Below are 23,505 nucleotides of genomic sequence, written 5' to 3' on the forward strand. Positions count from 1 at the left end.
CCCGGGACGCACGGGACATCCGGGGCCGATGAGACGGGTGGGGGCAACGGGGCCCCGCGGAACCGGTTCGGCCCCGGCCGGGACGGGTTCCCCGTACCGGTAGTCCGGTCGCATAACATCGAGGCTCGTGTCCTCCACCCAAGAACGGCCCCAGGACCAGCCCCAGCAGCGTTATCGGATCGCCCGGCTGATCGCGGTGATAGCCGGGATCGCCGGCGTCCTGCTCTGCGGCGTCACCCCGCTGCTCCCGGTCGAACAGACCACCGCGACCATCGCCTGGCCGCAGGGACTCGACGCCGACGGCCACATCACCGACGTCACCGCCCCGCTGGTCTCCGGTGCACCCCGCAGCCTGGACATCACCGTCCCCTGCGCGGCCATCGCCACCCTGCCCGACAAGGGCGGCCTGGTGCTGTCCACCGTGCCCGCGGGCGGCGTCGACGCCACCGCGCACGGCCTGTTCGTGCTGGCCAACAAGACCACCGTCACCGCCGCCTACCGCGACCACGTCGCCGCGGCGATCCCCCGCAGCAAGCTCGGCGACTGCACCGAACTGCACCTGTGGGCCGACGCCGGCGGTGTCGGCGCGGACTTCGTCGGCATCGCCGACGCCAACGGCACCCTGCCGACCGAGAACAAACCGCAGATCGGCGGCGTCTTCACCGACCTGAAGATCGGCCCGCAGCCGGGCCTGAGCGCCCGCATCGACATCGACACCCGGTTCATCACCGCCCCCACCACGCTCAAAGCCGCCGTGATGGCCCTCGGCGTGCTCGCGGTGCTGGCCGCGATCCTGGCACTGAGCGTGCTGGACCGCCGCCAACACCGCGCCCCGCGCAGTTGGCGGCATCGGCTCAAGGCCAACCCCGTCATCTGGCTGGCCGATGCCGGCGTGCTGGCCGCCCTGGCGCTGTGGCACGTCATCGGCGCCATCTCCAGCGACGACGGCTACAACCTGACCATGGCGCGCAACGTCGCCCAGGCCGGCTACGTCGCCAACTACTACCGGTTCTTCGGCACCACCGAGGCCCCGTTCGACTGGTACCCCACCCTGCTGGGGCACCTGAGCACCATCAGCACCGCCGGGGTGTGGATGCGACTGCCCGCCACGCTGGCCGGCATGGCCTGCTGGCTGATCATCAGCCGCGTGATGCTGCCCCGCCTGGGCCGACTCTCCGGCAACCGGGTCGCGGTACTCACCGCCGCGATGATGTTCCTGGCCGCGTGGCTGCCGTTCAACAACGGCCTGCGGCCCGAACCGCTGATCGCCCTGGGCACGCTGGGAGTCTGGGTGCTGGTGGAGCGCACCATCGCCACCCGGCGACTGGTTCCCGCGGCGCTCGCCATCGTGGTGGCGGTCTTCACCGTGACGCTGGCCCCGCACGGGCTGATCGCGCTGGCCCCGCTGCTGACCGGTTCGCGCGCCATCGAAGGCGTGATCCGCCGACGCCGCGGCACCGACGGCCTACTGGCCCCGCTGGCGGTGCTGGCCGCGGCGGCCTCGCTGATCGCGGTCGTGGTGTGCCGGTGCCAGAGCCTGGCAGCGGTCGCCGAATCCGCCCGCATCAAATACGTCGTCGGCCCCACCATCGCCTGGTACCAGGAATTCCTGCGCTACTACTTCCTGACCGTCGAGGAGAACGTCGACGCCTCGATGACGCGGCGCTTCGCCGTGCTGGTGCTGCTGTTCTGCATGTTCGCCATGCTGGTGATCCTGCTGCGGCGCGGCCGGATCAGCGGGGTGGCCGGTGGCCCGGCCTGGCGGCTGATCGGCTCCACCGCGGTGGGCCTGCTGCTGCTGACGTTCACCCCCACCAAATGGGCGGTGCAGTTCGGCGGGTTCGCCGGGCTGGCCGGCGCGCTGGCCGCGGTCACCGCGTTCACCTTCGCCCGCGTCGGGCTGCACAGCCGACGCAACATGACCCTCTACGTCACCGCGCTGCTGTTCCTGGTGGCCTGGGCGACCTCCGGCGTCAACGGCTGGTTCTACGTCGGCGGCTACGGCGTGCCGTGGTTCGACATCCCCCCGGTGATCGCCAGCCGCCCGGTGACGTCGATGTTCCTGGCGGCCTCGATCGCCGGCGGCCTGCTCGCCGGCTGGCAGCACTTCCGGCTGGACTACGCCGGCCACACCCAGGTGGCCCCGACCCGGCGCAACCGGATCCTGGCGTCCACCCCACTACTGGTGGTGTCCAGCCTGATGGTGCTGCTGATGGTCGGCTCGATGGCCAAGGCCGCAGCCGGCCGCTACCCGGCCTACACCACCGCCCGGGCCAACGCCGAAGCCCTGATGTCGGGCCTGAGCAGCTGCGCCATGGCCGACGACGTGCTGGCCGAACCCGACACCAATGCGGGCCTGCTGCAACCGGTTCCGGGCCAGACCTACGGCGAGCTGGGCCCCTTGGGCGGCGCCGACCCGTACGGCTTCGACCCCAACGCCGTCGACGAGGACCTGACCAGCCTGGCGGTGATCGCCAAGCCCGGTGTGCCCAACGCCGACGCCTCCCCCAACAAGCCCAGCGCGAACCAGAGCGACGCGGCGGGCACCGCCGGCGGCACGATCCCCGACGACGCCCCCGACGGCGTCAACGGCTCCCGGGTGGCCCTGCCGTTCGGCCTGGATCCGGCGCTCACCCCGGTGCTGGGCTCCTACCAGGAGCAGGTGGCCGCGCACGCCACCTCGGTCTGGTACCGGCTGCCGGAACCGTCGAGCGACCGGGCGCCCATCGTCGTCGTCACCGCCGCCGGCGCCATCTGGTCGCACGGCGAGGACGGCAAGCTCGACTACGGCCAGCCGCTGAAACTCGAGTGGGGCACCACCGCCGACGACGGCACCGTGCAGTCCAGCGGCGAGGTCGAGCCCATCGACATCGGCCCGCAGAACTCCTGGCGCAACCTGCGGTTCCCGCTGGCGTGGGCGCCGCCGGGCACCGACGTGGTGCGCATCGTCGCCAACGACCCCAACCTGTCCACCGAACAGTGGATCGCGTTCACCCCGCCGCGGGTGCCGGTGGTGGCGACCATCCAGCAACTGATGGGCTCGCAGACCCCGGTGCTGATGGACATCGCCGTCGCCGCGAACTTCCCGTGCCAGCGGCCGTTCAGCGAACATCTCGGCGTCGCCGAACTGCCCGAGTACCGGATCATGCCGGATCACAAGCAGACCGCGGCGTCGTCGAACCTGTGGCAGTCCGCCGAGGACGGCGGGCCGTTCATGATCACCCAGGCGATGCTGTGGACCACCACCGTCCCGACCTACCTGCGCGATGACTGGTATCGCGACTGGGGTGCGGTCGAGGCCTACCACCGACTGATCCCCGCCAAGGCGGCGCCCGACGCGCAGATCGAGCAGGGCACCGTCACCGCTTCCGGCTGGAGCCGGCCCGGACCGATTCGAGCACTGCCATGACGCCGCCCGTGACCGACCGCGACATCACACTGACCCGTTGGGTGGCCGTCATCGCCGGCCTGGTGGGCTTCCTGCTGTCGGTGGCCACCCCCCTGCTGCCGGTGGTGCAGACCACCGCCACGCTGAACTGGCCGCAACACGGCGACCTGGGCAGCGTCAACGCCCCGCTGATCTCCCAGACCCCGATCTCGCTGACGGTCACGGCGCCGTGCGCGCTGGTGCGCGATCTGCCGGCAGAAGGCGGCACGCTGCTGTCCACCGCGCCGGCCAAAGGAAAGGACGCCGCGCTCAACGGGCTGTTCATCACCGTCACCGAGAAGCGGGTGGACGTCACCGACCGCAACGTGGTGCTGGCCACCGCCCCGCGGGCCAAGGTGGAGGGACCGGACTGCACCGACATCGAGGTCACCTCCTCGCACGAGGGCACCTACGCCACCATCGGCGGGATCACGCAACGCTACGGCTGGGGCGACCCGAACCTGCGCCCGCAGATCGTCGGCGTGTTCTCCGACCTGAAAGGCCCCGCCCCCGAGGGTCTTTCACTGACCGCCGAGATCGACACCCGATTCACCACCCAGCCGACCGCGTTGAAGCGGATCGCGATCTACACCGCCATCCTGGCGACGGTGATCGCGGTGTTGGCGCTGTGGCGCCTGGACCGCCTCGACGGCCGGCGGATGCACAAGCTGATCCCGTCGCGCTGGCGGTTCTTCAGCGCCGCCGACGTGGCCGTGGTCCTGGGCTTCGTGGTCTGGTACGTGATCGGGGCCAATTCCAGCGACGACGGCTACATCCTCGGCATGGCGCGCGTCGCCGACCACGCCGGCTACATGAGCAACTACTTCCGCTGGTTCGGCAGCCCCGAAGACCCCTTCGGCTGGTACTACAACCTGCTGGCGCTGATGACGCACGTCTCCGACACCAGCCTGTGGATCCGACTGCCGGACCTGGTCGCCGGGCTGCTGTGCTGGCTGCTGTTGAGCCGCGAAGTGCTGCCCCGGTTCGGTCCGGCGGTCGCGGCGTCGCGGCCCGCGCTGTGGGCGGCCGGCATGACACTGCTGGCGGCCTGGATGCCGTTCAACAACGGCCTGCGCCCCGAGGGCATCATCGCGGTCGGCTCGCTGATCACCTACGTGCTGGTGGAGCGGGCCATCATCTCCGGCCGGCTGACCCCGGCGGCGCTGGCCATCATCTGCGCGGCGTTCACCCTGGGCATCCAGCCGACCGGGCTGATCGCGGTGGCCGCGCTGCTGGCCGGTGGCCGCCCGCTGCTGCGAATCCTGGTGCGCCGCCACCGGGTACACGGCACCTGGCCACTGGTGTCGCCGCTGCTGGCCGCCGGCGCGGTGATCCTGACCGTGGTCTTCGCCGACCAGACCATTCGCGCCGTGCTGGAAGCCACCAAGGTGCGCACCGCGATCGGCCCCAGCCAGGCCTGGTACACCGAGAACCTGCGCTACTACTACCTGTTCCTGCCGACCGTGGACGGTTCGCTGTCGCGACGCTTCGGCATGCTGATCTGCCTGCTGTGCCTGTTCACCGCGATGTTCGTCATGTTGCGGCGCAAGCGGATTCCCGGGATCGCCAGCGGGCCGGTGTGGCGGCTGATGGGCGTGATCTTCGCGACCATGTTCTCGCTGATGTTCGCCCCCACCAAGTGGGTGCACCACCTGGGCCTGTTCGCCGCGGTGGCCGGGGCGATGGCGGCGCTGACGACGGTGCTGGTCTCCCGGCAGGTGGTGCGCTGGTCGCGGAACCGGATGGCGTTCGCCGCGGCCGTCCTGTTCGTGTTGGCACTGTGTTTCGCCACCACCAACGGTTGGTGGTACGTCTCCAGCTACGGGGTGCCGTTCAACGCCGACATGCCGCGGATCGGCGGGATGACCGTCAGCACCATCTTGTTCGCGATGTTCGCGGTGACGGCCGGCTGGGCGGCCTGGCTGCACTTCGCGCCGCGGGACCGCGGCGAGGGCCGGGCGGCGCGGTTGTTGACCGCCGCGCCGGTGCCGGTGGCCGCCGGTTTCATGGTGTGCGTGTTCGTCGGGTCGATGGTGGCCGGGATCGTGCGCGAATACCCGACCTACTCCAACGGCCTGGCCAACGTGCGCGGGTTGTTCGGCGGCTGCAGTCAAGCCGACTACGTGCTGGTCGAGCCCGACCCCAACGACGGCGCGCTGACCCCGCTGCCCGGCGAGTACGGCGAGCTGGGCCCGCTGGGCGGCAGTGACCCGGTCGGGTTCACCGCCAACGGGGTGCCGGAGAAGGTGGTGGCCGAGTCGCTGCGGATCACCGTCACCCAGCCGGGCACCGACTACGACTGGGACGCCCCGAAGAAGCTGAAGACGGCCGGTGTCAACGGTTCCAAGGTGCCGCTGCCCTACGGGCTGGACCCGGCCCGCATCCCGCTGGCCGGCAGCTACTCCACCGACGGCCAGCAGGAGTCCAAGCTGACCTCGGCCTGGTACTCGCTACCCGCGGCCGATGACGCGCATCCGCTGATCGCGGTGACCGCCGCCGGCACCATCGCCGGCAACAGCGTGCTCAAGGGCTACACCACCGGCCAGGACGTGCAGCTCGAATACGGCGTGCCCGGACCCGACGGCACGGTGGTGCCCGGCGGGCGGCTGGTGCCCTACGACCTGTTCGGCGAGTGGCCGCGGATGTGGCGCAACCTGCGCTACCCGCGGGCCGACATCCCGGCCGACGCCGTCGCCGTTCGCATTGTGGCGGTGGACAAGTCGCTGAACCCGCGGGACTGGATCGCGTTCACCCCGCCGCGGCTGCCGGAGGTCAAGACCCTCCAGGAGTACGTCGGCTCCGAGCAGCCGGTGCTGCTGGACTGGGCCGTGGGCCTGGCGTTCCCGTGCCAGCATCCGATGCTGCACGCCAACGGCGTCACCGAGGTGCCCAAGTACCGGATCACCCCGGACTACAACGCCAAGAAGCAGGACACCGACAGCTGGCAGGACGGCGTCAACGGCGGCCTGCTGGGCATCTCCGACATGCTGCTGCGGGCGCACGTCATGGCGACCTACCTCAACCACGACTGGGGCCGCGACTGGGGTTCGCTGCGGCAGTTCGAGGTGATCGCCCCGGCGACGACCGCGGAGCTCGAGCTCGGCAGCGTCACCCGCAGCGGCTGGTGGTCCCCCGGCGAGATCCGCATCAAGGCTTAGCCCTCACTGGCGCGAGCGTGCGTGTCTGTACACGACACGCCGGGTCAAACCGGCATTCTACGCACGCTCGCGCCCGGCGATCGGCCCGCCCAGAACCGACCTCAGAACAGGTAGATCACGAACGCCGTCACCAGCAGCGCGGCCAGCCAACCGTCGGTGGCCCGCTTAACCCAGCGCGGCGCGGTGCGGACCTCCATGAAGTGGCTGAAGATCATCCGCGACTTCACGAACGTCAGCACCAGCACCAGCGCCGTGACCGGCGTACTGGCCTGCGCGGTGTGCGTCAGGTGAGCCGGGGCCAGAGTCCACGAGCCGAGCGTGATCGCCACCAACGCCAGCCAGACCCAGGTCAACGACCGCGCGGTCTCCTCGGGTGGTCGGGGGGATGCCAAGACTGTCATGTTCACCTCATCACGTAGAGCAGACCGAAGATGATGACCCACAGCAGATCCACCATGTGCCAGTAGAGTGCGCCCGACTCGATGATCATGATGCGGCGGCGGCCGGGATTCCCCAGCTCTCGCACCACAATCCCCAACACGATCAGGCCGATCAGCACGTGCACCAGGTGTACTCCGGTGATCACGTAGTAAAACGAGAAGAACATCTCGGAATTGGTGTGTCCGGCAACGATCTTGGTGGCCCACTCATAGCTTTTCAAGATCATGAACAGCACGCCGCCCGCGGCCCCGGCATAGGCGAGCCGCACCGCCGAGTCAGTGTTGTCGGCTCGCGCAGCCAGCACGCAGCGGGCCACGAACCAGGAACTGGTCAACAGCACCACGGTGTTGATGACGCCGATGTTGACGTTGAGATGTTGTTGGGCCGCCAGGAATTCGTCCGGGCTCATGGCGCGGTAGACCAGGAAGATCAGGAAGTAGCCGGCGAAGATGACCAGATCGCCGAGCACCATCACCCAGATGTGGACGTCGCCCGGCAGGCGGGTCCGCGGGGCGGTCAGAGCGTCGAGTTGCAGCATTGGTTTTCCTTCCCCGGTCTCAGTCCAGTCCCGGCGAGTCGATCGGTTCACGAGCGGTGGCGTCGCGCAGCACGAAGACCAGCGCACCGAGCCACACCGAGAACACCACCACCGCCCACCACAGGCCGAGCACGCCGTTCCAGGCCAGCGGCCCGGCGTCGAAGACGAAGAACTGGGTGGCGATCACCTCGGTCATGACCTGCCAAACCGTCACGTAGCCAAACCATTTCGGGAAGATCTCGTTCTTGTCGTACAGCACCGCGATGGCCAGCACGATATAGGCGGTGGTGAAGCAGCCCATCGATCCGTTGTAGGACAACAAGCCCACGTCGTAGAGCCAGCCGATGAGTTCCGGGTCGCGGTCCGGGCGGAACGTCGCGGTCAGGAAGCAGACCCCGACCAGCAAGAACCCGGGCAGTGCGCCGACGCCCATCCCGCCGATGTAGCCGTAGGCGAACACCGAGCCCACCGACATGCGTTTCATGTGGTACATCACCAGGCCGTTGGTGATCGGGGCGCCACCCAGCAGGATCAGCAGCGCGACGAATCCGACCTGGATGGACAGGTGATGATCGGTGAAGAATGCGACCTTCTCGGCCGTCGTGACGTCGGCGCGCGGCGGCGGAGTGACGCGGGTCAGCACGCAGATGATGACACCGAAAACCACGTACCAGACCGGGAAGAACCACGTCAGGAACCGGACGTCGGGCTTGCCGGCCGGGGCGCCGTCGGCGTCGACGACGAACCGGTCGGGAGTCAGCAGGTTCACCCGGCCACCACGCCTTCGTCCACCGCCTGGCGCAGCACGCTGCGGCGCAGCACGAAGAACATCACCACGACGAACGCCGCCAGTGCTCCGTTGCGCAGCCAGAACGACAACAGCCCGTCCCACGCCAGCGGCCCGGTCTGGCACACCGCGGCGCCGGTGGCCGGAATCATCGCCAGGCCGGTGACCAGCGAATAGGGCCCCACCCACCGCGGGAAGACCGGGTCGGGTCCGTCGTCGTAACGGACCGCGGCGGCCAGCAGCAGGAACTGCGCCAGCACCATGCCGGTCGGCGCGATGAACATGATCCAGGCCAGGTCGTTGAGAAGCATGATCTGGCTCGGATCACGGTCCGGCCGAAACGCCGCGACCAGGAAGAAGACGTTCGACAGCGCGAAGAAGGTGGCGCCGCTGACGATCGCGGTCAGGTAGCAGTAGGCGAAGATGTGGCTCTGGGTCCGCATCCGCTTCATCTGCACGACGATCACCATGAAGAACGGCAACACCATGATTCCGCAGAGGTTGAACGTCACCTGGCTGAATCGGATCCAGGCGGTGTGATCGGCGTAGAAGGCGGCGACCTGGTCGGCGGTCATCGTCGGCGACATCGGTGGCCAGAAGCCCGGGTACGCCAGCATCGCCACCACCAGCACCAATCCCACCGCCGGGCCCGTCCACAGGCTGACCCATTGGGCCTTGATGTTGCCTGCGACGGGCAGGTCTTGAACGTCCTGCAGGATCTGCACCGCACTCCTCCTAACTGACCCTGGTCAGTATCGAATCGTCACACCGGTCTCTTGTGAGGCATGTCGCATGGGCATATCCATTGACAACAACGCCTCTGACCCTCCGTGCCGTAACCGGCAGCGTCGCCGATTCCAACCCCCAAACTGATTTCAGTCAGTTATGAGATGGGTTAGGCTGTCCGAGACCCCTACGGCAAGACTCGGAGACAACCGGCGTGGCGAACCCGAAACCCGACCACCGTGGTCGCAAGGGCCAGCAGACCCATGAGCGGCTATTGGGCGCCGCCGTCGCCGAGTTCAGCCGGACCGGCATGGCCGCCGCCGACATCGGGGTCATCGTCGCTGCCGCCGGAGTTGCCCACGGCACGTTCTTCTTTCACTTCCCCACCAAAGAACACGTCCTACTGGAACTGGAGCAGCGCGAAGAAGAACGGGTGGCCGCCGAACTCGCCCGCTTCTTCGCCGCCGAGCACGACGTGCGGGCCACCCTCACCGAGATCGTCCGGGCTCTGGAGCGCATGGAACGGCGGCTGGGCGGGCTCTTGTTCAAAGACCTTCTGGTACTGCACTTCTCCCCCACCCGGCCGCCGGCGGAGGTCTGGCCCACCCACCCGGTGATCGTCGCGGTCATCGAGGAGCTGGAACGTGCCCGCGACCGCGGCGACATCCCCGCCGACGTGGACGTGATGCACAACGGCATCTCGTTTCTGGTCGGGCTCTACGCGCTGCTCATCACCGTTCCGGAAGCCAAGGAGTTGCGGACGCCGGTGATCGAGGAATACCTGACCACTTATCTCTACGGACTGCGGGTGCTGACGCCCTGACCGGCGATCACCGCGGCCAGCTCCCGCTCGAGCTCACCCTGCACGCCGGGAGTCTCGGTGCCCCGCAGCGAATATCCGGCCGTCTCCGGCAGGAACCGTAGGGCGCCCAGGCCCAGCGCGGCGGCGACCACCAGGTAGGCCGCCGGAAAGAGCTGCCAGCCGGTCTGATCGATCACCGAGTCGGCCAGCACCGGCGCGGTGCCGCCGAACATCGCCACCGCGGCGTTGTCGGCGATCGCGAAGCCCGCATACCGGACCTGGGTGGGGAACATCGCCGGGAACGTCGCCGCCACCGTGGCCAGCGGCGCCGCGAACAACACGCTCAGCACGGTGAATCCGACCAGGGCACAGGCGAATCCCTGGCCCATCAACCAGTACATCGGCAGCGCCAGTACCGCGAAGCCGATCAGGGAGGCCCGCCACAGCGGTTTGCGGCCGACCCGGTCCGACCAGGCTCCCGCGAACGGTATGCACGCCAACATCGCCAGTTCGCCGACCAGCACCACGGCGGTGCGACTGCGTTCATCGAGGCCGGCGGTGGCGTGCAGATAGGTGGGTTGATAGGTCACCAGGGTGTAGTCGATGATGTTCAGGGCGACCAGCAGGGCGAACGTCACCAGGATCGGCCGGGTGTAGTTGGTGACCAGGTCCACCAGCCGATCCCACGCCGAACCGGTGATCGCATCGCAGGCAACGCATTCGGAGAACACCGGCGTCTCCGGCATCCGGCTGCGCAGGATCAGCCCGAGCACGCCCAGGGGCAGCGCTAGAAGGAACGGGATACGCCAGCCCCATGCCGTCATCTGCTCATGGGTGAGCAGCGCTTCAAGCAGGAGCACCACGGCACTGCCCATGACGAAGCCGCCGACGGCGCCGAACTCCAGGAAGCTGCCGTAGGTTCCACGTTTGTCGTCGGGCGCGCTCTCGGCCATGAACGTTGCCGCACCGCCGTATTCGCCGCCGGTGGAGAATCCCTGCACCACCCGCAGTGCGATCAGCAACCCCGGCGCCCACCACCCGACCGACGCATAGGTGGGCAGGACACCGATGAGGGTGGTGGCGACCGCGATCAGCAGAATAGTCGCCACCAGCACCGATTTACGGCCGAACCGGTCACCGATCGGGCCCCAGACCATACCGCCGAGCGGGCGCAACACGAACGACACCGCGAACCCCAGCATGGTGCCGAGACTGCCCAGAGTGTCCGGGAAGAACGCCTCGGTCAAGTAGGTGGCCAGCACCGCGTAGACGCCGTAGTCATACCATTCGGTGGCGTTACCGATCGCTGAGGCGGTGATCGCCTTGTGCAGCAGACGTTTACGCGCGTCGCCGTCTGGCCGCCGATGTGACTCCGGCGGCGCCGCCCGCCGCTCCGGAAGCAGCAGGCTCATAGGGCAACGTCGCTAACAACCACGTCGTCCCCCTTGCCGCGCAACCGGTCATTCGGCGGGCGATCCCGTGCGTGGGATCGCCTGGGGGAAACGATAATTGCTATCCCGGCCTGAATACCGGGGTTGCCGAAGCGTTACGAAACACTTACGGGTTCGAGACCGGTTATTACCGGGTTACGCGACCTGAGTCTGCGTCGACGGAAAGGGCGCCTACGCTCCTACGACGCGTCCGCCCAGTAGGCCGGGTCGAAGTACTGCCCCACCAAAGAGTTCCACATCAGATCCGTCAGGTCACGGAGCATGTCCTGCACCGACGGGTCGTCGCCCGCCCCTAGGCCCATGCCGTAGCCCGCGGCGATCAGGCCGGCCACCGCCGGATTGTCTTCGGGGTTCACCAGTTGATAGGTGTCCGGGTCCAGCAGGCCGGCGACGAAGGCGTCCCAGCCTTCCTGCGCCGCGGTGGCCAGCCCGGCGTTGAACTCGTCCCAGTCGACGTCCTGCGAGTCCAGCGACACCATCGTCGGCACGTCGGCCGGGCCGTCGTTCCAGCCGGTGTGATAGTCGCCGTAGCCGAGGTTCACCAGCATCCGCACAGTCGGTTCCAGCAAGTCGTACAACGGCTTTCCGATGAAAGGGGTGAACAGCAGCGGCCACAGGATCGGCAGGAATTCGCTCTCGATCACGTAGGAGTCGATCGCGCTGCCCGGGCTGGTCTCCAGTTCGACGGCGTCGGCGACCTGCTCGGGGGTCAAGCCCAGGTAGGAGATGTGCTGAATGGCCATGCCCATGATCGCGTTGATGGTGGCCAGCGGGTTGAGCCAGTACTGCGGGAAGTCGGCGTACCCGTCGTACTCCATCGAGTAGATGTCGGTGTGATACATGTCGTTCGGCGTCGGATTGCCGAGCGTCACACCGTCATCTGCCAGGTTCGAGGTGATGCCCGGGAACTCCGAGAACCCGACCAGCAGGCCGCCGTTGGGATTGGCGGAGTTGCCGATCAGCACGAAGTGCACCGCGTCGTAGTCCACGTCGGCGGCGACGAGCTTCTCCATCGCCATGGTGGTCAGCGCCGCGCTCTGCGAGTACCCGAAGATCGTCACCGGGTGGTCCTCGTCGACCAGGCCTTGGTCGATCAGCTCCAGCACCCGGTCGACGACGATCTGGGCACCCTTGGCCATCGACTCGTCCAGCAGGTAGGCCTCCTGGGGAGTGGTGAGAACCTCCAGCTCGCCGGCGAACCCGCGCGGCTGCAGGAACAGCTCGCTGACGGTCTCGGCGTAGTGCTCGGTCGGCGTCGGGATCATGCTCGGACCCATGATCAACGCGATGCCCGAACCCGCCAGCGAGTCATCGGCGGTCAGCGTTACCGCGACGTGCTCGGGTGTGGGCTGCTGCGATGCCTGCGTCGGGCCGGCACTGAGGCCGGCCACCAACGTGGCGGCGGCCAGTGCGGCGCACACGCGGTTGACGCTGGAGCTGGGCTGGGTGGCGGCCGCATCGAACATCCAGAAGTCCTCGCCAGGGTGTCGGGCCGCGCGGGGGTACGCGGCAACCTCGAACCTGAATACTGACAACCGGGAACTGTTATGTCAAATTAAGGTTCACTTCATCCCCGCACCTTGCCTCACCAGCGGGAATGCGGCTATTTCGCTAGCACACCAAGGCCCGGCGTGCTCGCATTCTGAGTCGAAACTTAGCGACGGTTGGCGGGCGTCGGCGGGGCGCGAACGTGCATGGTTGTACGCCTGACACGGCGTGTCGCCGGGCAGACACGCACGCTCGCGCCAAAGGGCGCACGCGCCAAAGGGCGCTCGCGCGAAAGAAGGGGGCTCGCGCCAAAGGGGGCTACATGGGGAGCAGGCCGTGCTTGCGCTGCACCTTGGGGAAGTTCTGCTTGTCCCGCAGCAGCTTCAGCGACTTGCGCAGCAACAGCCGGGTCTCGTGCGGCTGGATCACCGCATCGATGTAGCCCCGCTCGGCGGCGGTCCACGGAATCGCCATGTTCTCGTTGTAGCCGGCGATGAAGTCCGCCTTGATCTTCTGCACCTCGGGCGCGGTCGGATCCGGGAAGCGCTTCACCAGCAACTGGGCGGCACCGTCGGCGCCGATCACCGCGATACGCGCCGTCGGCCAGGCGAAGTTCAGATCCGCCGACAGCTGCTTGGAGCCCATCACCGCATACCCGCCGCCGTAGGCCTTGCGGATGATCACGGTCACCTTCGGCACGTCGGCCTCGACGATCGCGTTGAAGAACCGGCCGCCGCGCTTGATGATCCCGTTGGCCTCCTCGGAGACGCCGGGCATGGCGCCGGGGGTGTCGACGACGAACACCAGCGGCAGGTTGAAGGAGTCGCAGAACCGGATGAACCCGGCCGCCTTGTCCGACGCCTCGGTGTCGACCGCGCCGGACATGTACATCGGCTGGTTCGCGATCACGCCGACCGGATGCCCGTCGACGCGAGCGAACGCGGTGATCATCGCCCGGCCACGCTGCTCGGAGATCTCGAAGACGTCGCCGTCGTCGAAGATCCGCAGCAGGATCTCGTGCATGTCGTAGGCGGTGTTGTCCGCGTCCGGCACGATCGAGTCCAATTCCAGGTCGTGCGGGGTGATCTCGGGCTCCAGCCCGGGGTTGACCACCGGCGCGTCGTCGAAGTGGTTGGCCGGCAGGAACGACAGGTAGTCGCGCACGTACTGGAACGCCTCGGCCTCGTCGGCGACCACCTTGTGGATGTTGCCGCGCTGCGCCTGCACGTCGGCGCCACCCAGCTCGTCGAAGGTGACGTCCTCACCGGTGACGTCCTTGATCACGTCGGGCCCGGTGATGAACATGTAACCCTGGTCGCGCACGGCCACCAGCAGGTCGGTCTGGATGGGCGAATACACCGCTCCCCCAGCACATTTGCCGAGGATGATGGAGATCTCCGGGACCAGGCCGCGCAGCATCTCGTGGCGGCGGCCCAGCTCGGCGTACCAGGCCAGCGACGTCACGGCGTCCTGGATGCGGGCACCGGCGGAGTCGTTGATGCCGATGATCGGGCAGCCGACCATGGCCACCCACTCCATCAGCTTGGCCACCTTGCGGCCGAACATCTCCCCGACCGAGCCCTGGAAGACGGTCTGGTCGTGGCTGAAGACGCCGACCGGCCGGCCGTTGATCCGGCCGTGGCCGGTGACGACGCCGTCGCCGTAGAGGGCGTTGGGGTCGCCGGGGGTCTTGCACAGCGCGCCGACCTCCATGAAGGTGCCCGGGTCGAGCAGCGCGTGGATGCGGTCGCGGGCGCTGGGGATGCCCTTCTTCGCACGCTTGGCGGCGGCCGCCTCACCGCCGGGTTCCTTTGCCAACTCCAGCTTTTCGCGGAGTTCGGCGAGCAGTTCGGCCGTGGTCTTGTTGCTCACTTGGACTCGCTCTCGGCTTGGATGCGGTTGATCGCCTCGGTCATGTGAGCGCCCACCTTAGCGATGTAGGGCTCGTCGATGGCCTGAATGTGCTCGCCGCCGATGTGCACGATCTCCAGGTCGGAGATGTACTCCCCCCAGCCGCCGTCCGGTTTACGGGTGGCGTAGGCGGGCTCGAACACGATGGCGTCGTCGTGGTAGCGGTCGGCCATGTAGAGCACGACGTGCCCGTCGTAGGGCTGGATCTCGATGGTGTCCAGGGCCCGGTTGTCCAGGTACGACGTGCGCTGGTGCTCGATGATGCCGCCGGGGATCTGCACCCCGCTGGCCGAGACGGCCTCCAGGACGAACTTGACCTGACCCTCGTCGTCGAGTTTCTCCAGTTCCTCGTAAGGGATCTCGGGGACCTCGACGTTGAAGGTGCGCTCGGCGAATCGGGCGTAGCGGTCCCAGCGGGCCCGCATGCCTTCCTTGCTCTGGTCGATCGGCTCGCCGGGCAGCACCAGGTCGATCAGGCCGATGTAGCGCACGTCGGCACCGGCCTGCTTGAGCCCGATCGCGCAGGCGTACGCCAGCGCCCCGCCCAACGACCAGCCCGCGAGCAGGAACGGCCCGTCGTGCAGTTCCAGCAGCTTGGGCACGTACTCGGCGGCCCGCTCCTCGATGGAACCCTCCACCCGCTCGATGCCGTACACCGGCAGGTCGGCGGGCAGTCGCTTCATCAACGGTTCGTAGACCACCGTCGAGCCGCCCGCGGGGTGGAAGACGAACAGCGGAACCTGGTCGGAGCCTTCCTTCTTGGCGCGCAGGGTGCGGACGAAGCCGTCCACCACGCCGTCCTCGAGCTGGTCGCGGACGATGGTCGCCAGACCCTCGATGGTGGTCGCGGACTTCACGTCCTCGACCGTGACGATGCCCTCGGCCCGCTCGGAGAGCCGCTCGGAGAGCTTGGCCGCGGTGTCGTCGTCGATGGCCGGCAGCTCGTTGAAGATGCCGCCCGGCGACTTGCCGGTGACGATGGCCCAGGTCGCGAAGGTGACCCGCTCGGCGGCGTCACGCGGGGGAACGTCGGCGCCCAGCGCCTCGGTCACCGCTTCCTGGGTCAGCACCTTGGCGGCCGCCGCGGCGGCGGTCTTGGAGCTGATCCCGGAGTCGCCCGCGCCGGGGCCGGCCGGATTCGTCGGCGGCGGCGGGATCGGGGGCCCGACGGGTCGGTCGGCGGCGGCGGGATCGGAATGTCCGAGGCGGGCGGTGCCGCAACGGGTTCCGGCGACGACGACGGCTCGGCAGGCTCGGCAGGTGCGGCCGGCTCGGTCGGCGCGGCAGGCGCCTCGCCCGCTTCGGCAGCCTTGGCCGCGGCGATGATCGCGGCCTGCTCGGCGGCGATCTCGTCGGCGGTCATGGTCTGCTGGTGCGCGTGCAGCGCCTCGACCTCGTCGCGGTGCTCCACCGCGTAACGGATCATCTCCTCGACGTTGTAGAGGTTGGCGTCGCGCACCGCGGTCAGCTGGATCGGCGGCATGTCGAAGTCGTATTCGACACGGTTCTTGATCCGCACCGCCATCAGCGAATCCAGGCCCAGCTCGATCAGCGGCACCTCCCACGGCAGGTCCTCGGGCTCATAGCCCATCGCGCTGCCGACGATCGTGCCCAACCGCTCCGCCACGGTCTCACCGGATTCCGGCGACCACTTGGCGAAACCGGCGGCCAGGCCGGCACCGGCGGTCAGGTTGTCCTGCAGGATCGCGGCATCATCGACCTCGGGCTCGGCCGGCGCAGCCACCGCACCCGAGGACACCACCGCGGTACCGGCACCGACCGCGATCGGCAGCGAAACCCCTTCGGCGCCACTGCGGCTCACCAGGGCGTCGTAGACCAGCGTGAACGATTCGCCGATCCGGGCGTGCACCTGCACCGCCGCGCCGCCGGGATGCCGGGTCAGCGTGGTCACCAGGCGCGACCCCTCGCCGGGCACCGCCCGCTGCTCGGAGGCCACCAGCACCGCATCCGGAAGCACCGCCGCCGCAGCGGCTTTCACCAGCGCGGCCAGGTCCACCTCGGTGTCGCGGGCGGCGTACTCGAAGACGTGCCGGCCGTCCGGGGTGGCCACGTGCGATCCGGGCATGACGCCGGTGGCGTCGCCGGAGAAGTGCGCGTCCAGCCAGTGCGGCTTGCGCTTGAACTGCGTCGGCGGGATGTTCGCGAACTCCGCCGGGCTGACCGGACCCTGCACCTCCCGCGGGAACAGGGTGCGGAAGTCCAGGTCGTGGCCGAACACGTAGAGCTGCGCCATCGCCATGGTCATGGCGTCGACGTCGTCGGTCTTGCGGGCCAGGGTGGCGATCAGCTGGGCGTCGTGCAGCCCGGCGCTGGCCGTGGTCAGCCCGACCTGCATGAGCGCCACCGGGTTCGGCGCCAACTCCAGGAACGTGGTGTAGCCGTTGTCGACGGCGTTGCGGACCCCGTGGGTGAAGTAGACGCTGTGCCTCATCCCCTTCTTCCAGTAGTCCACGTCGTGGATCGGCTCGCCGCCGGGCTTGACGTAGCTGCCCTCGTGCACGGTGGAGAAGATCGCGATGTTCGGCACCTGCGGCTCGATGCCCTGCAACTCGGCGGTGAACTCACCCAGCAGCGGATCCATCTGCGAGGTATGCCCGGCGCCCTTGGTCTGCAGCTTGCGGGCGAAGCGGCCCTCGGATTCGGCGCGCGCGACGATCTCGTCGATCTGCTCGGGCGGCCCGCCGATCACGGTCTGCGACGGCGCGGCGTAGACGCACACCTCCAGGCCGGGGAAGTCGCCGAACACGGTCTCGAGTTCTTCGGCGGAGTACTCCACCAGCGCCATGAACCGGATGTACTCGCCGAACAGCATCGCCTCGCCCTCACCCATCAGGTGCGCGCGCGAGCAGATGACCCGGGTGGCGTCGGCCAGCGACAGCCCGCCGGAGAAGTACGCCGAGGCGGGCTCACCCAGCGACTGGCCGATGACGGCGGTGGGGCGTGCCCCGTGCGCCTTGAGCACCTCGCCGAGGGCGATCTGGATGGCGAAGATCGCGATGTTGGAGGTCTCGATGCCGTAGTCGTGCGAGTCGTCGAGGATCAGCTCCAGCACGGAGTAGCCGCGCTCGTCCTGCACGTGCGCGTCGACCTTCTCGATCCACTCGGCGAAGATCGGGTCGCGCAGGTAAAGGTTCTTGCCCATCTTGCGGTGCTGCGCACCGAAACCGGCCATCACCCACACCGGCCCGTTGGTGACCGGGCCGTCGGCGGAGTACACCCCCGGCTTCTGCTTACCGGCGGCCACCGCGCGCAGGCCGGCGACGGCCTCGTCGTGGTCGTGGGCCAGCACCACGGCACGCGAGCGGCCGTGGTTGCGCCGCGACAGCGACCGGCCGATCGCGGTCAGCGGGGTGGCGCGGCCCTCTTCGCTGTCGATCCAGTCGGCCAGCTCGGCGGCGGCGGCCTTCTTACGAGAGGTCAGAAACGCCGAGATCGCCAGCGGGATAAGGGGTTGCACCGGTTCCGAAGCAGCCAGTTCGGCCAGCGCCTCGTCGCGCAGCCGCAGCGCCTCGTCGGTCAGACCGGGCAGTTCGTAGTCGTCGTCGCCGGAACCGTAGGGGTTCTCCGGTGCGATGAACTCGCCGTACTCGTCGAAGCGGGGCGCCTCGTGGACGATCTCCTCGGGAACCTCTTCGACCGCAGGCGCTTCCGGCTCCCGCTCGATCACATCGCGCGGCAGCACCTCGCGCACCACCACGTGCGCATTCGCCCCGCCGAAGCCGAAGCCGGAGACCCCGGCCACCGCGTAGCCGCCGTAGCGCGGCCAGTCGCACGCGGTGTCGGCGACCTTCAGATGCGTGCCGGCGAAGTCGATGTAGGGGTTCGGCCCGGCGTAGTTGATCGACGGCGGGATCTTGTCGTGCTGCATCGCCAGCACCACCTTGGCCAGCGACGCCGCACCGGCGGCCGACTCCAGGTGTCCCACATTGGATTTCACCGCACCCAACAGTGCGGGCTTGTCGGCGGCGCGGCCGCGGCCGACCACCCGGCCCAGCGCCTCGGCCTCGATCGGGTCACCGAGAATGGTGCCGGTGCCGTGCGCCTCGATGTAGTCCACCGTGCGCGGGTCGATACCGGCGTTCTTGTAGGCCTTGCGCAGCACCGCGGCCTGGGCGTCCGGGTTCGGCGCCAGCAGGCCGTTGGAGCGGCCGTCGTGGTTGACCGCCGAACCGGCGATCACCGCGAGAATCTGGTCACCGTCGCGGCGGGCGTCGTCGACGCGCTTGAGGATCAGCACCCCGGCACCCTCGGCGCGGGAGTAGCCGTCGGCGTCGGCGGAGAACGACTTGATCCGGCCGTCCGGGGACAGCACCCCGCCGACCTCGTCGAAACCGACCGTCACCAGCGGGGTGACCAGCGCGTTGACGCCGCCGACCACCGCCACGTCGGCCTCGCCGTTGCGCAGTGCCTGCACACCGGCGTGCGCGGCGACCAGCGACGACGAGCAGGCGGTGTCGATGGTGGCCGACGGCCCGCGGAAGTCGTAGAAGTAGCTGACCCGGTTGGCGATGATCGAACTCGAGTTGCCGGTGATCGCGTACGGGTGGGTGACGCTCGGGTCCGACAACGCCAGGTTCTGGTAGTCGCCGTTGGTCGATCCCATGTAGACCGCGACCGCTTCACCGCGCAGCGACGACGCCGGAATCCGGGCGTGCTCCAAGGCTTCCCAGGTCAATTCGAGCGCCATCCGCTGCTGCGGGTCGATGTTGTCGGCTTCCATCTTCGACAGCGCGAAGAACTCCGCGTCGAAGCCCTTGATATCGGAGAGGTAGCCGCCGCGGGTGCGCGCCTTGGCGACCCGCTCGGCGATCCGCGGCTCCTCCAGGAATTCCGACCAGCGGCCCTCGGGCAGGTCGGTGATGGCGTCGAAGCCGGCCAGCAGCTTCTCCCAGGTGTCCTCGGGGGTGTTCATGTCCCCGGGCAGGCGGGTGGCCAGACCGACCACCGCGATGTCGGCGACGTCGGCGTCACGCGACCAGTCCTCGCCGTCGGAGTCGTCGACCACCACCGGTTCGCCCTCGACGATCACCGTGGCCAGCGCCTCGATCGTCGGGTGCCGGAACGCCACCGTGGCCGACAGCGTCACCCCGGTGAAGTCCTCGATGTCGGAGGCCATCGCCACCGCGTCGCGCGACGACAGCCCCAGCTCGATCAGCGGGGCCGTCTCGTTGATCTTCTCCGGCGACTGGGAGGTGGCGTTGGCCACCCAGTTCCGCAGCCAGGTCCGCATGTCTGCGACGGTCAGGTCGGTGCGGCTGGTGCCGCGCAGGATTGCGTCGTCGCCGTCGCCGGTCATCTGCGGAGCCTCGCTCATTCTGGGATCAGACCTCGTCGGGGTAGGCGTTCGGGCCGGTGGTGCCGCCGCGCAGGCTGCCGTCCAGGTAGGCGGCCCGGCAGGCGCGGCGACCGATCTTGCCGCTGGAGGTACGCGGCACGGTGCCCGCCGACACCAGCAGCACGTCGCGCACGGTCACGCCGTGGCGCACCGCGATCGCGGCCCGGATGTCGTCGGCGATGGGCTGGTACTCCAGCTTGTGGGCGCCCGGCGCACGCTCGGCGACGATCACCAACTGCTCGGATGAGTCCTCGGGGTCGAACTTCAGCCCCGAGTGCGGGTTGTCGAAGGCTTCGGCCGGCAACTGGTTGGCCGGTACCGAGAACGCGGCGACGTAGCCGGCCCGCAGCGCCCGGCTGGCCTCCTGCGCGGAGTACTCCAGGTCCTGCGGGTAGTGGTTGCGGCCGTCGACGATCACCAGATCCTTGACCCGGCCGGTGATGTAGAGGTCGTCCTGGTAGTAGGCGCCGTAGTCGCCGGTGCGAACCCAGAAGCCGTTCTCGTCGGAGCCCTCGGCGCGCGACGGCGTGGTGCGCGACTTGAGCACGTTCTGGAAGGTGTCCTTGGACTCCTCGTCGCGGTTCCAGTAGCCGACGCCCATGTTGTTGCCCTGCAGCCAGATCTCGCCGATCTGGCCGTCGGGCAGCTCCGCGCCGGTCTCGTAGTCGACGATCACCGCCCACTGATCCACCGACACCCGGCCGGCCGAAGCCTGCGCGACCGCGTTGGGGGCATCCTGCGGCACCTCGACGAAGCGGTTGCCGTTGTTGAGCTCCTCGCGGTCGACGTAGACGATCCGCGGGCCCTCGTCGGGCGGGGTGGTGGAGACGAACAGGGTGGCCTCGGCCAGACCGTAGGACGGCTTGATGGCCTCCTCGCGGAACCCGTACGGGCCGAACGCCTCGTTGAACTTACGCACCGACGCCGCCGACACCGGCTCACTGCCGTTGAGGATGGCGCGGACGTTGCTCAGGTCCAGCGGCGGGTCGCCCTCCTTGGGCAGACCGCGGGCCGCGGCGTGCTCGAAGGCGAAGTTGGGGGCCACCGAGAAGCACTCGCCGGTCTCGCCCTCCTTGCGCGCCATCTCCCGGATCCACCGGTAGGGCCGGCGGACGAACGCCGCGGGGGTCATGAAGGTGAACTGCTGGCCCATCACGCACGACAGCAGAATGGTGACCAGGCCCATGTCGTGGAAGAACGGCAGCCAGGTGACACCGCGGTCGCCCTCGCGGCCCTTGAGCGAGTCCAGCAACTGCACGACGTTGGTGGGCAGGTTCAGGTGCGAGATCTTCACGCCGGTGGGCGTGCGGGTGGAGCCGGAGGTGTACTGCAGGTAGGCCACCGCGGACCGGTCGGTCTCGGGCATCACCCAGGTGGAGCCGACCTCGTCGGGCACCGCGTCGACGGCGATGACGCGCGGCCGGGCGTTGGCCGGGCGGCTGCGGAAGAACTTGCGCACGCCCTCGGCGGAGTCGCTGGTGGTCAGCACGGCCGACGGGGTGCAGTCGTCGAGCACCGCGTGCAACCGGCCGACGTGTCCCGGCTCGCTCGGGTCGAACAGCGGCACCGCGATACGGCCGGAGTACATGATCCCGAAGAAGGAGATCAGGTACTCCAGGTTCTGCGGACACAGGATCGCGATCCGGTCACCGGGCTCGGTGACCTGCTGCAGCCGGGCGCCCAGGGCACGGTTGCGGGCGCCGAAGTCCGCCCAGGAGATCTCGCGGGCCAGGCCGTCGCGCTCGGTGGAGAAGTCCAGGAAGCGGTACGCCACCTTCTCGCCGCGCAGCGCCGCCCAGCGCTCGACCGTCTTCACCAGGTTGGCGTTGTCCGGGAACCGGATCTTGCCGTCCTTGACGAAGGGGTTGTGGTAACTGGCCTGTGTAGCCGGGGCCATGCAGAATCTCCTGTCGCGAACAAACGTTCATATCGGCTGCCGGGCGCGTCGGGATCGTGCTGGTCCGTTACACCAGGCAGGTCCGGAACCTCACAGATGGTAATGGGTTTCCGGCTACCCGGCGACGCGCCGCTGCCGTGCGGCCACGAGCCGCAGCTCTTAAATTGTTCTTAATGTTAGAGGTCGGTGCGGATCATGCCAAATCAAACGGTACCGCGTGTGACGACGGTCTCCGGGGTCGGAAGATCACGCGGCGGTTCCAGCTTCGCCTCTCCTTCGTCGAGCCTCGCTAAACCACCGAAGATCACGCGGCGGTTCCAGCTTCGCCTCTCCTTCGTCGAGCCTCGCTAAACCACCGAAGATCACGCGGCGGTTCCAGCTTCGCCTCTCCTTGTCACCCGTGCGGCGGACGCGGCGCATCCGCGATCACGCCCCGCGCCCAATCCAGCGTCCACTCGGTGGCGGACTTGCCGTCCTGCTCCCAGAAGTCGGTGGTCGCATACAGCGCGTGCACCGGCGCCGCCGCCCCGCCGGCCAGCGTCTCCAGGGTGCCGGGCAGCTTGGCGATGCTGAACGCCTCGCGCGGGGCGGCGCAGATCAGGTCACCGCGGGCACAGATCTCGTTGGTGCGCGCGGACAGGTCGCCGAACCCGCCGTCGCGGGCGCCGGTCATGGTCAGCCCCAGACCGGACAGCAGCGGCAGTTCGTGCAGCGTGACCTCGGCCCCCTGACCCGGCGGCGTCGGCGGCACGTCCACCCCGGCGTCCGGACCCATCTGGCGACGGCCGTCGGCGATCAACGTCACCCCCAGCACCAGGTCCTCGTCGACCGGACCGCGCCCGTTGCCGATGTCACCGGCCACGTCACCGGCGATCACCGCGCCCTGCGAGAAGCCCACCAGCACATAGCTGGTCAGCGGGCACCGGTCGTTCATCGCGGTCATCGCGTCGACGGTGGCCTTCTTACCCTCGGCGCGGCTCTTGTTGTAGTCCATCTGCCCGTCGTCGACCAGCGGGTTACGGAACTGCGCGATGTAGGGCACCGTGTAGGTCTGCACCCGTTCGGCCCCGAATTCCCCGGCGATCGGCCGGGTGACGCTGAGCAGCAACGCCCGCGGGAACTCCGTCGGGTTCAGCGGATCGTCGGTCCGCGAGGACTCCCAGGTGCCCGGCACCGACACCAGCTGCACATCCGGGCAGTCGGCGGGCTGCGATGCGGGCCGCGGCTTGTGCGGCCGTGACGGCACCGAGCCGGTGGGCGGCACACCGGCGACCGGCGGCTCGGGGGCCGGCGGGGTGTCCGGGCGTCGGATGAAGATCACCAGTGCCACGACCGCCAGTAGCACGGCCAGCGCCATCGCACCGGCGGCGATCCAGGCGAGCAGGCGCCGACGGTTGCGCGGCGCGTTCGCGGGCGCTTTCCGGGCGGGCTTCGCCGCTGATTTCTTCGCGGGCGCCTTACGAGGGGACTTCCGTGGTTTGTCAGCCATAGCGCCTATCACGGTACAGATCGGCGGGCTCGTG

General features: G+C 68.7%; 14 protein-coding genes. 3 read left to right on the forward strand and 11 right to left on the reverse strand.

The window, feature by feature from the left end; all coding sequences use genetic code 11:
• Window positions 1-127: 127 nt before the first annotated feature.
• Both RCP38_RS18650 and RCP38_RS18655 read left to right on the forward strand, forming a co-directional pair.
• Complete coding sequence (locus RCP38_RS18650) at window positions 128-3,409, forward strand: arabinosyltransferase domain-containing protein (protein ID WP_308474383.1); 3,282 nt, start codon at window positions 128-130, stop codon at window positions 3,407-3,409.
• A complete protein-coding gene (locus RCP38_RS18655; RefSeq protein ID WP_308474384.1) occupies window positions 3,406-6,585 on the forward strand; it encodes an arabinosyltransferase domain-containing protein in 3,180 nt (1,059 codons plus the stop codon). Before RCP38_RS18650 ends, RCP38_RS18655 begins: the two co-directional genes overlap by 4 nt.
• Before the next feature lie 101 nt (window positions 6,586-6,686).
• Here the strand turns inward: RCP38_RS18655 and RCP38_RS18660 are convergent, their stop codons facing one another.
• Genes RCP38_RS18660 through RCP38_RS18675 form a run of 4 tightly spaced genes read right to left on the reverse strand, consistent with a single transcriptional unit; the run spans window position 6,687 to window position 9,076 of the window.
• Window positions 6,687-6,986 carry a cytochrome C oxidase subunit IV family protein gene (locus tag RCP38_RS18660; RefSeq protein ID WP_308474385.1) on the reverse strand — a complete coding sequence of 100 codons (300 nt, stop codon included), beginning with the start codon at window positions 6,984-6,986 and terminating at the stop codon, window positions 6,687-6,689.
• A 2-nt stretch (window positions 6,987-6,988) separates the two neighbouring features.
• On the reverse strand, window positions 6,989-7,564 hold the full coding sequence (locus RCP38_RS18665) for a cytochrome c oxidase subunit 3 (RefSeq protein WP_308474386.1): 576 nt from the start codon (window positions 7,562-7,564) through the stop codon (window positions 6,989-6,991).
• Window positions 7,565-7,583: 19 nt separating this feature from the next.
• Window positions 7,584-8,333, reverse strand: a complete 750-nt coding sequence (locus RCP38_RS18670) for a hypothetical protein (RefSeq protein ID WP_308474387.1) — start codon at window positions 8,331-8,333, stop codon at window positions 7,584-7,586.
• Complete coding sequence (locus RCP38_RS18675; protein ID WP_308474388.1) at window positions 8,330-9,076, reverse strand: hypothetical protein; 747 nt, start codon at window positions 9,074-9,076, stop codon at window positions 8,330-8,332. The genes RCP38_RS18670 and RCP38_RS18675 overlap by 4 nt, the downstream gene beginning before the upstream one ends.
• A gap of 215 nt (window positions 9,077-9,291) precedes the next feature.
• Here RCP38_RS18675 and RCP38_RS18680 point away from each other — a divergent pair, with 215 nt between their 5' ends.
• Window positions 9,292-9,900 carry a TetR/AcrR family transcriptional regulator gene (locus RCP38_RS18680; RefSeq protein ID WP_308474389.1) on the forward strand — a complete coding sequence of 203 codons (609 nt, stop codon included), beginning with the start codon at window positions 9,292-9,294 and terminating at the stop codon, window positions 9,898-9,900.
• Here the strand turns inward: RCP38_RS18680 and RCP38_RS18685 are convergent.
• From RCP38_RS18685 to RCP38_RS18710, 7 genes are all read right to left on the reverse strand, one after another.
• Entirely contained in the window at window positions 9,873-11,291 is a 1,419-nt protein-coding gene (locus tag RCP38_RS18685; RefSeq protein ID WP_308474390.1) for an MFS transporter, read from the reverse strand. The genes RCP38_RS18680 and RCP38_RS18685 overlap by 28 nt on opposite strands.
• 218 nt (window positions 11,292-11,509) lie before the next feature.
• A complete protein-coding gene (locus RCP38_RS18690; RefSeq protein ID WP_308474391.1) occupies window positions 11,510-12,796 on the reverse strand; it encodes a PE-PPE domain-containing protein in 1,287 nt (428 codons plus the stop codon).
• Between the two features lie 340 nt (window positions 12,797-13,136).
• A complete protein-coding gene (locus RCP38_RS18695) occupies window positions 13,137-14,690 on the reverse strand; it encodes an acyl-CoA carboxylase subunit beta (RefSeq protein WP_308474392.1) in 1,554 nt (517 codons plus the stop codon).
• Window positions 14,687-15,799, reverse strand: coding sequence for a thioesterase domain-containing protein (locus RCP38_RS20005; protein ID WP_373692396.1), 1,113 nt, complete (start codon window positions 15,797-15,799; stop codon window positions 14,687-14,689). Before RCP38_RS20005 ends, RCP38_RS18695 begins: the two co-directional genes overlap by 4 nt.
• A complete protein-coding gene (gene pks13 / locus RCP38_RS18700; RefSeq protein ID WP_373692531.1) occupies window positions 15,793-20,046 on the reverse strand; it encodes a polyketide synthase Pks13 in 4,254 nt (1,417 codons plus the stop codon). The genes RCP38_RS20005 and pks13 overlap by 7 nt, the downstream gene beginning before the upstream one ends.
• Before the next feature lie 25 nt (window positions 20,047-20,071).
• On the reverse strand, window positions 20,072-21,982 hold the full coding sequence (gene fadD32 / locus RCP38_RS18705) for a long-chain-fatty-acid--AMP ligase FadD32 (protein WP_308474393.1): 1,911 nt from the start codon (window positions 21,980-21,982) through the stop codon (window positions 20,072-20,074).
• A 394-nt stretch (window positions 21,983-22,376) separates the two neighbouring features.
• Window positions 22,377-23,339 carry a cutinase family protein gene (locus tag RCP38_RS18710; RefSeq protein WP_308477419.1) on the reverse strand — a complete coding sequence of 321 codons (963 nt, stop codon included), beginning with the start codon at window positions 23,337-23,339 and terminating at the stop codon, window positions 22,377-22,379.
• Window positions 23,340-23,505: the final 166 nt, after the last annotated feature.

It is taken from the genome of Mycolicibacter sp. MU0083, assembly GCF_963378075.1.
Taxonomy (GTDB): domain Bacteria; phylum Actinomycetota; class Actinomycetes; order Mycobacteriales; family Mycobacteriaceae; genus Mycobacterium; species Mycobacterium kokjensenii.